The sequence below is a fragment of the Streptosporangium sp. NPDC000563 genome (genome assembly GCF_040299985.1).
GTDB lineage: Bacteria > Actinomycetota > Actinomycetes > Streptosporangiales > Streptosporangiaceae > Streptosporangium.
Window position 1 is genome coordinate 19,719 of the sequence record NZ_JBEPDA010000013.1, and the last position, 11,395, is coordinate 31,113.

Here is an 11,395-nt window from a genome sequence, read left to right on the forward strand (position 1 = left end):
TGAATTCGATGTCATCAGATCTAACCACCTCGTGTGCGATCTCGGCTTCACCTTATGATGATGTATTGGTGAAAACTGACGATCTGTGGTTGTGTCCATTCGCGGGCGCTGCTCGTATATCTAAATGATTCCGAACTCAGGTTCCAAACGTACGACTCCCATGTTTCGGCGGAGTTTATTTCAAAGTTACGCGTGGGCTTGTCGCAGTTTCCGGGATTCCATACTTCGCATGGTATGCCAGACTCAACGCTCCAGATGTTGGCTGCGTTTTCGATATGCCAGAAGTCGTAGTGGCCGCTGTAGCTTTTCGTGCACGGTCCAGACATGCACTCGGCGTCAATCTTTGCCTGGTCTCTTACTTTTTTGGATTCGCGCTTCCGTTCCGCATTGCTTCTCTTGCTTCCGGGAGGCCGGCCTGCGTAGTAATGTTCAGGGCATGAATTAGCTTTGAGAATTCCTTCACTGCACATCTCATCAATTCCTACAGCATACAGATAGTTCAACCAGGCATCGTCTCCATGAGTCGACTTTATGTCTCTCAATATTTTTTGGTGTTCGTAGGTATACTTTCTGGCGAAAGCGTTGATGCGCTGGTCGAAGTCGGTGTCACTTTCCTTCCCCTGCCTCTTTTTTTCATCGTCTTTGCCCTTCTCGTAGTCGGGTCTGAACCTTTCGTGACTATCCCCAAGCTTCTTGGCGATGTCGGCACCAAACTGCATCATAATTCTGACCTGCCAGATGAAGTGGCGAATCGCATTTCTTCTTTTGGTTTCCTTGTTGCCCTCTTTTCCGTTAACGAATTCTTCGGTTTCGTTGGTTATCAATGCTGCTTGCGCGCATTTTGTCCAGTGCATCACCGTCATGCAATATCCCCCCTCTTTGAAAGTTGAGGGTTTCGGGTAGTGCCCTGTAGGGTCTTCGTTTCCGAGTGGATCTGAATTTCCATATGTGTAGCGGTTTATTTGATTGGAAGGTTCAGGAGAAAGAGTCCAGTCATCGCGGGAGGTGAAGGCGCCGGTGCCGGGCTGGTACCAGCGGGCGTGCATGTTGACCTTGCCCGTGTCCGGGTCGGTGTACTCACCCTGGTAGCCGAGGGCGCGCTGGGTGCCGGAGCGGTGGGTGACCTTGCCGAAGGGGTCGTAGGCCGTCGAGTCGACCAGGGCGGTGCCGGAGAAGGTGCCCACCACGTCACCGTGCAGGTCTGTCATCGTGGCGAGCGCGGGGATCGCGCCCTCCTGCAGACTCAGCAGGCCGCCGAAGGGGTCGCGGCCGTACTTGGCCTGGACAGCGCCCACACCGTCGGTGGTGGTGGTGATGTCGTTGGTCAGCCCGGAGTAGACGAAGCGCTGCTGGGCGGCGCCCTTGGTGCGTGAGGTCATCCGGTCCAGGGCGTCGTAGCCGTAGGTGGCCTCTCCATCGGAGACGAGGCGGTCGAAGGCGTCGAAGGCCAGATCGCGGGTGACACCGGCTTTGGTCTCGGTGGCGAGGGTGCCGCGGGGGGCGTAGGTGTAGTCGACTCCAGCGCCGGAGGTGAGCCGGTTGCGCTGGTCGTAGGCAAAGGTGTCGGCCCCGGACTTGGTGCGGTTGCCGGAGGCGTCCCACTCATAGGCGGTGACGGCGCCACCGGGCGCGGTCCAGGAGGTCAGCCGTCCGGCGCGGTCGTAGCCGTAGGTGTTGGTTCCGGCTCCGGCGGTGCCGGTGGTGGTCTTGCTGGTGAGGTTGTCGTCCTTGTCCCACCCATAGACGATCTTCGACAGTTCGGTGCCGGAGTTGTTCTTCACCGCTTGGGAGGTGAGCCGATCCATGCTGTCGTAGCCGTAGGTCTGGGTGCCGACCGGGTTGGCGGAGGTTTTGCTGGTGAGCCGGTTGGCGTTGTCGTAGCCGTAGGTCCAGGTGCGGCCGGTCACCGGGTCGCTGGCGGTGCTGAGCCGGTCGACGGCGTCCCAGGTGTAGGTGGCCGTCCCGGTCGGGTCAACGCGCTGGGTGAGGTTACCCGTGGCGTCGTAGGCGTAGGCGGCGACCTGATTGGTGGCCTTGGAGACCTTGGTCAGCAGGCTACGGTCGTTGTATTCCAGGCTGTAGTCACCGATCGCGGTCACTCGCCCGGCCTGGTCGTAGGTGACCGCACGGTTCACGGTGGCCATCGCCGCGCCGCTGCCGGTCTCGGCGGTCATCCGGTCCAGATGGTCGAACGTGCGATCCAGGCGCACCCCGCCCGGTTGCAGGGTGGCGGTGGCGTTGCCGGAGGCGTCGTAGAGGTTGGTCCAGGTGCGGTCCGCGGCGCCTGGGTGGGCGGTGGTGGCTGGTTCGATGACGGATTCAACCAGGCCGAGGGTGTTGTAGGTGGTCCAGGTGGCGTTGCCGCGGCCGTCGGTGGTGCGGGTACGCGCCCCGCTCGCGTCGTAGCCGAACGTCGAGGTGATCGACGAGGTCGCCGAGACCGGTTCGATCAGCGAGGTCAGCCGCCCCGCGCCGTCGAACGTGCGCTGGGTGGTGTGGCCTTCGGCGGAGGTGGTGCTGGTCGGGTTACCGGCCGCGTCGTAGCCGAAGCCGACCGTGCGCAGCACCGTGCCGGTGCCGCTGAGGTCCTTGGCGGAGACCTTGCGGCCGGCGAGGTCGTAGGCGACCTCGGTGGCGTTGCCGAGTGCATCGGTCACCTTCGTCTGCCGGCCCATCAGGTCATAGCCGAAGGCGGTGGTGCGGCTGGCCGGGGCACTGGTGGTGGGGGTGGCCGGGGCGACGGTGGCGGTGACTTCTCCGGCGGCGTTGACCGTGTAAGTGGTGGTCTTGTTACCGGGCGCGACGCGTTTGGTGAGGTTGCCGGCGGTGTCGTAGGTCAAAGCGGTGGTGTGCGCGACGGTGGCGGGGGTGCGCTCGATCACGGTCTGGGTGATCTGCCGGCCCAGGTCGTCGTAGGTGGCCTCGTTCCGGGCGCCGGTGGGATCGGTCGCCGCGACCTGTTCACCCAGCAGGTTGTACTCGCCCACCCAGGCGCCGCCTGGCCCCGACGGGCCGGGTTCGGTGACCTTGACCGGGCGCCCCAGCGCGTCGTAGACAGTGGAGGTGACGTGGTTGCGCGGGTCGGTGACCGTGGTCTGCCGCCCGGCCTCGTCGTAGCCGAAACTCACCGTCGGGGTGATCGCGCTGCCGCCCGGCGGGGTGTAGGACGCGCCGACGGTCGAGGTCAGCCGCCCGGCCTTGTCGAAGACAGAGGTGGTGGTGCGCCCTTCGGCATCGACGAGGTGGGTCTGCTCGCCCGCGCTGTTGTAGCCGTACTTCACGGTGGGCTGCCCGATGGCGGCGGTGGTGCTGTTCTTTTCGATCGTCACCTGCGCGGCCTTGGTCTCCATCAACCGTCCGGCCAGGTCGTAGCGCATCGTGGTGGTGAAGTCCGCAGCCGTGGCGCCGGAGGCGTTCCCACGCGGGTCGGTAGTCGCGCTCAGCAGGCCCCGGTCGTCGTAGAGGTTGGTGGTGATCAGGTCGTCGGTGCCGTTCTCCACCGTCTGCCGGGTCACCTGATTCAACACGTTGTGGGCATACGAGACCGATTCGGTGCGGGTGGTGCCGGTCGCGGTAGAGGTCTTCTTCGTGACGTTGTCGACCGCGTCGTACTCGAAAGCGGTTTTACGCCCCAGAGCGGCGGGGTCGAATGTGATCGAGGTGAGGCGGTTCGCGGCATCGTAGACGGACTGGACGGTGACTTTGCCGCCGCCGCTGACTTGGCGGACGAGATTACCGGCCGGGTCATACTCATTTGACTGCAGCACCACGTCGTCCAGGCTGGTCAAGCCGTTGAGGCGTACATCGTCGCCGATCATCTCGGACAGACGGTTATCGGCGAAGTAGTTGTAGGAGGTCTTACGACCCATCGCGTCGACCTGACCCGCCAGGCGTCCGGCGGGGTCGTAGGAGAGCGCCTGCAGCACCACATCGCGAGCGGCCTGCGGGGCGACCGGGCTGCCGGTCCAGTTCTTGAGCGTCACGGAGGCCGATTCGCCGCGTTTGGTGTATGCGTAGGTCAAGACGGTGCCCACCGGATCGGTCGTCGAGGCCAGGGCGCCGGTGACGTCCCAAGTGGAGCGGGTCACGCCGCCTTCGGGATTGGTGACCGTCTCTGTTCGCCCTCTGGTGTCATAGGTATAGGTGATGTTGCGCGCCGGGTCACCACCGGTCAGATCCAAGAACGTCTCGGTGAGCTTGTTACCGTCCGCGTCGTAGGTGTAGGTGGTCTTGGTGGTGTGGGTGACGTTGGTGACCTCGTTCTTCACCCCGGGAGCAGTCTGCGTCAGCGGGCGCCCGAGCTCGTCGTAGGTGAACGTCGTGGTGACACCGGTGGGATGGGCTGCCGATATTTCGGTTCGCGAGGTCACCCGGCCCAGCGCGTCATGGGCGAACTTCGTTATCAGTCCGGACGGGCTGGTCTGCTCGACCAGGTCACCGGCGGCGCTGTAGCGGTAGGTCGTCTCGTTGCCCTTGGCGTCCTTGCTGGACTTGTTCAGGCCTGCGGGTGTGGTGCCGCCGCCGATGGCGGGTTCGGTGCCGTCGGTGTAGGTGGTGCTGGTGGAGCGGCCGTTCGGGAAGTCCGGGGTAGCGGGGGTGGTCTGTTTGAGTATCTCGCCGTGCTGGTTGTACTCCCACTTGGTGGCGTAGGTGTTGTCGGTGGCGCTGGACGACCGCGCGTCCCGCGAGGTGATTGGCCGGTCATTGCGGGGGTCGAACTGGTTGTTGTTGTTCAGGTAGTACGCGTGATGATCGGTCTGGCAGCTGTTCGTCGTCCGACACTTCTTGGTTCTGAGGAGGTTGCCGCGTTTGTCGTTGAAATGTTCAGTTACGTTATTGTTCGGGTCTGTGATCTTGCTAATGAAGCCGCCGGTGTCGTAGGCGACTTTGGTGACCTTGGCGAGCTGGTCGGTCTGGCTGACCAGGCGGTAGCCGCGCCAGGCGTCGTAGACGTATTTCAGTGTCTCGCTGCGCGGGTCGGTGACCGTCACGGTCGACTCGCCGGTTGTCCGGTTGTAGGCCGGGGCCCCAATCTGCCAGGTGCCCCCGTTGGTGTCGACGTGCGTCTTGAGTCGTTCGGACGCCGAGTCGTAGGTGTTGGTCGCCCACACTCGCCCCGACGGCAGGGTGATCTTGGTCAGCTTGTTCGGGGCCTCGACGCGGGCGGCGAAGTGTGCCGCGACCTCGTCCGCGCTCAGTGGCCGGTCGTAGACCGCGAGCTCGTCGATGGACCCGGCCAGGCCGCCGCCGATCCTGGTGGTGTCACGGGCCTCGGCGGCCACCGGCTGGGTCAGCGTCCCGACGGGCAGACCGTCCAGGTAGAGGGTCTGCTTGTTTCCGGTGAGGGTGAAAGCCAGGTGATGCCAGGTGCCGTTGTTCACCGCGGCGGGGGAGATGATGGGGGAGGAGGTCGGACGCAGGGAGGCGCGCAGTTTGCCGTCTGTGCCCACCTGGATCATCGGATCCAGGGTGCCGAACTGCCCCGAGGACAGCAGGCGGCCCGTTCCGGTGGACTTGAACCACAGCTCGACCGTTCCCTGCTGGTGGATTCGTGGCATGAGCCCTGAGGGCACCTCCACATACCCCGAACTCGTCAGATCGACGGCAGTGTCGGTGGTGCCGGCCAGCGCTCCCGGACGCCCCCGCGTCGCTCCGGAGTAGGAGGCCGGGCCGGCGCCCCAGCCCAGATCGGCCGCGCTGCCGGAGGCGTCGCTCAGCCGCCAGTAGCCGAACGGGTCGGCGTCCTGGACCGAGCTGCGATACAGCGATCCGGCGCCGTACTCGAAGTCGGTGCACGCGCTCGTCGGCGCGCAGACCCTGGTCAGGCGGTCACCGGTGTAGGCGTAGGTCCAGGTCAGCGGGGATCCGTTCACAGGATCGGTCGACACCGCGGTGACGTTTGCTCCGGTCCAGGTGAACGACAGGGACCTGCCGCCGGCCGCGGTGACCGTGCTCAGCTTGCCGTCGGTGCCGTAGGTCATCTCCTGGCTGCGGCCACGGTCATCGGTCACCCTCAGTAGCCGCCCCTGGGCGTCGAAGACGTAGGAGGTCGACGACTTGTCCATCAGCCGCCAGCCGCCCCCGGTAACCGTCGCCAGGGTGGCGTACGTGCCCGACGGTGGCTGGAAGGTCCCGTCTCCCTTGTCGGCGAAGCGCACCGTACGCCCGTCGGGGTAGGTCACCAGGAGCGCCTCGAAGCCCCGGATCGTCTCCGGCACGACCCGCATGTCGAAACGGGTCGACCAGCCCGCTCCGAACGCGCCGTCGCGTCGGGGGTCCATGCTGTTGTAGGACCGCACCACCGACAGGGGCGGCCCTGCGCTGCCGACCGTCGCGTCGGTGAAGGTCGTCGTGTAGTTACCGGTGGACTGGTAGAACTCCTGGCCGTTGATCCCCCGAGTCGACAGATTGGAAGTGATCGTCGGCTGGCGGACCCCCATGGTGAAGGAGCGAGTCGAGGAGTAACGTCCCTGGCCGCCGATCGTGGAGGCGTCGCTGACGTACACCTGCCACCAGTACTCCTTGCCCCAGGCCAGCAACCCTTCGGGGAGCGTCCACTGGCCGTACAGTCCACAGCAGACATCGTCGTAGTCGTCGGAGTACACGCAATCGCCCGACATCGACGGGTTGTCACAGACCAGGAAGTCGAAGCTGGCGACGCCGCCGTCCCACGATGTCACCGTCGCCGACAGCGTCGGCTGCAGCGTCATCACCAGCGCCTCGTTGGCGGGGGTCATGGAGGTGACCGTGGGGGCGGGGGGCAGCGGACACGCTCCCCGGTCGGCCCACACCCACGAGAAGCTGTTCTCGGGGGGTGTGGTGTTGACAATCCCGGAAATCGCCTGCAGCGCCTCCCAGATCCGGCCGGCCGAGGCGACGCGCTCCCCTTGCGCGACCGAGTAATTGGACCGCCACGGTGAAACGCTCCCGCATGGGGGCGCCGCCAGCATGGCCGCCGATGTTTGCGCCGGAGACTCGGCCTGCTTCCGCTGTTTCTTGGAAGGGGGCGGGGCCGTCGTCGTGGAGGGTTGTGGCTCATTGACGAACCGGCCTTCGGGCGGCAACGCCTCCTTGGGCGGAGCGATCTCCGCCGTCGGGGACTTCACCTGCACCTTTGTCGAGGTGCGCTCCGTTTCCACCAGGGACGGAAAGCCCGCCGCCGAACCGGTCAACTGGTCAGGTGTGTCGGGAGGGCCTTGAAAGAGGGCGAGTGGTTGCACCGTCGCGGCGGACACTGGAAAGGCCTGGAACAGCAGCAGGCCCGGTAGCGCCGTCACCAGCACGGCCACCGCCGTCCAGGTTCTCACGACTACCGAAAACGACCATGACAAACTCCGGCGCATACGCCGTCACCCTCCGAACAAGTCAGCGCGAGAGCCAATCGCTCCCGCGTTACCCCAGCCCGCCATCAGGCCCAAGGCGGGCCGAGGTCGACGGTTCGGAGCGTTCTAACAGCAAACGATCAGAAATTACCCATAGAACCTTTATGTCCGCAATATGTGTAAGAGGGGCTAAATAGGACACGTGTTTCGGGTTTGAAAATGCGGTGTATCGAGACCGGGTTCTCACGGTGACGCTCGGTTGCGGGGAGGGGCGAGCCGAAACGATCACGTAGGGGGAGGGGGCGGTGGCTCACAGTTCGCCTGGGGGCTTCGCCTTTGAGTTTCTCTGAAGGCGGGGTTCACGAGCGGCGAGATATGGCGGTCTTCGCAATGGCCACGAGGGGAGCGGAGAGCTTGAACTCGGGGTTTTGGGGCGGGCCGAAGGTGGTGGCGGTGGTGCTGGAGTGGCTGGGGGTGATTTCTCGCGGGTTGAAAGCGGCGACGGGAAGGTCGTGGGGCGATGTGATTCGGAGCACATCGGGCCGAGTGCGGCAGGGGTCAGGTGCCGAGCCGGTCGCGTACGCGGTCCGCGAACCAGTCGGGTCGTTGTAGCGGGATGCCGTGTCCGCAGTCCGCCACGATTTCCAGCTCGCTGCCCGGCAGGGCCTCGTGCAGCACGCGGGCCGACTCCCGCATCAGGGCCCGTTCACGTCCGCCGGCGAGGATCAGCGCCTCGCGGGGGAAACGCGACCACGCGGGCGGCGGCGTGAAGCGCAGGTTCTCGCCGACTGCGGCGAGCAGGGTCTGCTTCGAGACGCTCGCGGACGTGCGGATGTAGTCGTCGAGCAGCGGATCGGGGATGAACAGCTGCTTGGCCTGCAGTTTGGCGAACCACCGCTGCCGGGCGAGTCCGGCGGTGGCGCCGAGTAGGCCGAGGGTGAAGCCGGTGGCCGCGATGGGCTTGGCCTGCGCGCTGACCACGACCACGCGTTCCACGAGCTCGGGCCGGTGCGCGGCGAGCAGGACCGTCAGCTGCGCGCCCAGGGAGAACCCGACGACGGAGACGCGACCGCCCACGTCGTGGAGGAGCTTCGTCAGGGCTTCTGCGGTCTGGGCATGGGAGTGATACGTCTCGTCCGCGCTGCGGTCGTGGCCGGGCAGGTCCGGGACGATCAACCGGTGGTCGCGCGCGAGACGCTCACGCACCGGCTCCCACATCCAACCGGCGACACCGCCACCGTGCAGCAGGAGCACGGGCGGGGCATCGGCAGGACCGTGTGTCTCGACATGCATGTGAAGCTGCTCCCGTCGCGTCGGCCGATGACCATGATGCCAGGGGTGGCCGTCCGGCCGACTCGGCGGTGATCAGGCGCCGGTCCGGTGCTCTCCTACCGGGTGGCGGTCTATGCCATGGAACATTCCGGAGAAGTCCAGGTCGGTGGGTCCGGCGCTCTCATGCCGGTGGCGGTCTCGTCTTTGGTCCATCCGGTGCCTCGCGGTTGGAGAAGGGCGAGGGCATGAGGTGAGGTGGTTCGGAGGACATGGGGCCGGGCCAAGCGGTCGGCATGGGTCCGGGATGATGGCCGGATGAACGAGTTCGTCGAGGCGATGGCCCAGGTGGTGACCGGGGTGACGATCGTCACCGTGAAGGACGACCGCGACGACGTGGGGGTGACGGTCTCCACCTTCACCTCGCTGTCGCTGGATCCTCGGCTGGTGATGGTGAGCCTGGACAGCGCCGGATATCTCAACGAGCTGCTGCTCAGGCAGGACAGATGGGCCGCGAGTGTGCTGTCGGCCGGGCAGAAGGCGATCGCGAGCCGGTTCGCCACGGCAGGCCGTCCTGGTGCGAGGTTGTTGCTCGCGGGGACGCCGCACCACCGGGGTCCGCTGAGCGAGGCTCTCGTGGTGGACGGTGGTGTCACCGCGTTGGAGGCCGAGACGGTCAAGGTGGTCCCGGCCGGGGATCACACGCTGTTCATCGCGAAGGTCCTCGGGGTCGAGTACGTCGACGCGTCCCTGCTGCCGCTGGCGCGCTACCGGAGCCGCTATCGCTGAAATCCCGCTCACCCTTTCTCAGGGGTTCCGTACGGGCGCTCCTGCAGGTTTCGTGCGGGCGCGAGAGTCGCCGCGACGGGAGGCGTGTCCGGCTCGACGCTCATCGGGCGCGGCCTGTCCTTTCCGGGCGCCGCGAGGGACGCCGCACTGGCGGTGCACCGGGCGACCGTTCGTCCGGCGCCGGATGGCGTGAGAGCCGCCCCGGTCGACCGGGACGGCTCTCACGGCGATGTACGGCGAAGATCAGCGGATCGTCCAGGTGCCCGGCAGGATGAGCGGGCCGTACGAGGGCAGGCCCAGCTCGCCTGCGAGGTGGGCGAGGGGGCCCCACGACTCCAGGCGGACCTTGGCCAGGGCGGCGGCCTTGTCCTCGCTGGACTCCGCGGGGCGCAGCCGCTCCAGGGGGTTGAGCTTGGGGTAGACGCGTACGGGGGCGTCGACGGCGAGGCCCGCCTTCTTGCGGGCGATGGCGAGGGCGTCCTCCAGGCCGCCGAGCTCGTCGACGAGGCCGCCCTCCAGGGCGTCGGCGCCGGTCCAGACCCGGCCCTTGGCCAGCTCGTGGGCGCGTTCGCGCGACAGGCCGCGTCCCTCGGCGACCTTGTTCACGAAGTCGTCGTAGACCCGGTCGAGCCAGGCGTTGATCCGCGCCCACTGCGCCTCGGAGAAGGCGTTGGTGGGGGAGAACATCCCGGAGTTGGCGCCCTCGCCGACGGTCTCGGAGGTGACGCCGATCTTCTCCAGCAGTCCGCCGATGACCGCCTTGCCGCCGAACACGCCGATGGAGCCGGTGAGCGTGCCCGGCTGGGCCACGATGACGTCGGCGGCCATCGAGACCATGTAGCCGCCGGAGGCGGCGAGGTCGCCCATCGAGATGATGATGGGCTTGCCCGCCTTGCGGGTGAGCACGACCTCGCGCCAGATGGCGTCGGAGGCGGTGTACGAGCCGCCGGGGCTGTCGACCCTGAAGACGACGGCCTTGACGTTGTCGTCGTTGCGGGCCGCGCGCAGGGCGGCGCAGATGGTGTCGGAGCCCATCGCGCCACCGCCGCCCAGCGGGCTGCGACCGCTGCGGCCGAGCCGGATCGCGCCGTTGCCGCGGACGAGCGCGACGACCTGCTCGCCGGGGTGCGGGAGCTTCTTCGCGGACAGCGACTTGGCGTAGCGGCCGACGTACAGCAGGAGCGCGCCGTCGCCGACGGACTGCTTGACCTCGTCGTAGACCTCGTCGCGGTAGGCGAGCCGGTCGACGAGCCCCGCCTCGACGGCCTCGGCGCCGATGAACGGGCCCTGGTCGATCAACTCGCGTACCTTGGCCGGCTCCAGGCCGCGCCCCTCGGCGATGCCCGCCACGACCTGTTCGGTGATCGACTCGGTGATGCGGCTCATCGACTCGCGGTGGGCCTCGGTCATGTGGTCCTGGGTGAAGGTGTTGGCGGCCGTCTTGTACTCGTGCCGCTGGCCGATCTGGTACTCCACGCCGATCTTGCCCAGGGCGCCCCGCAGGAAGCGCTGCTCCATCGCGACACCGGTCAGGCCGACGTCGCCGGAGGGCTGGAGGTAGACCCGCTCGAAGGCGCTGCCCAGGTAGTAGGGGACGGTGCCCCCGCCGATCTCGCCGAAGGTCTCGGCGAACGCGACGGTCAGTTTGCCCGAGGCCCGGAAGTGGATCACAGCCTGGCGGAGCTCCTGGACGATCGCGAGGCCCAGCGGCTGGGTGCCGATCTTGACGATCAGTGCCCTGACCCGGTCGTCCTTCCTGGCGCGCTTGAGCCCGGCGAGCACGTCGGTGAGGCTCGTCTTGCGCATCGCCATGATGGCGCTCAGCGGGTCGGCCGGAGGACTGCCGTCTGTCAGGCCCTCGGTGAGGTCGAGCTCAAGGATCAGGGGAGCGGTACGCCGCTGCTTGAACCGTTCGACACTATCGATGATCACCTTGGTCGCGTCCATGCTCCTCACCCTAAGCGACACATACCGGGCTTATGCGGCTCGGCGGGTTCTCACCCGTTTTTCGGCAC

General features: G+C 66.4%; 4 protein-coding genes. 1 reads left to right on the forward strand and 3 read right to left on the reverse strand.

Features of this window, described 5'->3' with window-relative positions; genetic code table 11:
- Window positions 1–47 precede the first annotated feature (47 nt).
- Window positions 48–7,289 carry a LamG-like jellyroll fold domain-containing protein gene (locus tag ABT352_RS25920; protein ID WP_350947524.1) on the reverse strand — a complete coding sequence of 2,414 codons (7,242 nt, stop codon included), beginning with the start codon at window positions 7,287–7,289 and terminating at the stop codon, window positions 48–50.
- 591 nt (window positions 7,290–7,880) lie between these two features.
- Window positions 7,881–8,615, reverse strand: coding sequence for an alpha/beta fold hydrolase (locus ABT352_RS25925; RefSeq protein WP_350947525.1), 735 nt, complete (start codon window positions 8,613–8,615; stop codon window positions 7,881–7,883).
- Between the two features lie 294 nt (window positions 8,616–8,909).
- On the opposite strand from ABT352_RS25925, the gene ABT352_RS25930 reads away from it, so the two are divergent.
- On the forward strand, window positions 8,910–9,380 hold the full coding sequence (locus ABT352_RS25930) for a flavin reductase family protein (RefSeq protein WP_350947526.1): 471 nt from the start codon (window positions 8,910–8,912) through the stop codon (window positions 9,378–9,380).
- A 243-nt stretch (window positions 9,381–9,623) separates the two neighbouring features.
- On the opposite strand, the gene sppA is transcribed toward ABT352_RS25930, so the two are convergent.
- Window positions 9,624–11,327 carry a signal peptide peptidase SppA gene (gene sppA, locus ABT352_RS25935; RefSeq protein ID WP_350947527.1) on the reverse strand — a complete coding sequence of 568 codons (1,704 nt, stop codon included), beginning with the start codon at window positions 11,325–11,327 and terminating at the stop codon, window positions 9,624–9,626.
- Window positions 11,328–11,395 lie beyond the last annotated feature (68 nt).

Bases quoted from the DNA above. Each gene is read 5' to 3' on its own strand.
- ABT352_RS25930 (WP_350947526.1), top strand. From the start codon at position 8,910: ATGAACGAGTTCGTCGAGGCGATGGCCCAGGTGGTGACCGGGGTGACG.
- sppA (WP_350947527.1), bottom strand. From the start codon at position 11,327: ATGGACGCGACCAAGGTGATCATCGATAGTGTCGAACGGTTCAAGCAG.
- ABT352_RS25925 (WP_350947525.1), bottom strand. From the start codon at position 8,615: ATGCATGTCGAGACACACGGTCCTGCCGATGCCCCGCCCGTGCTCCTG.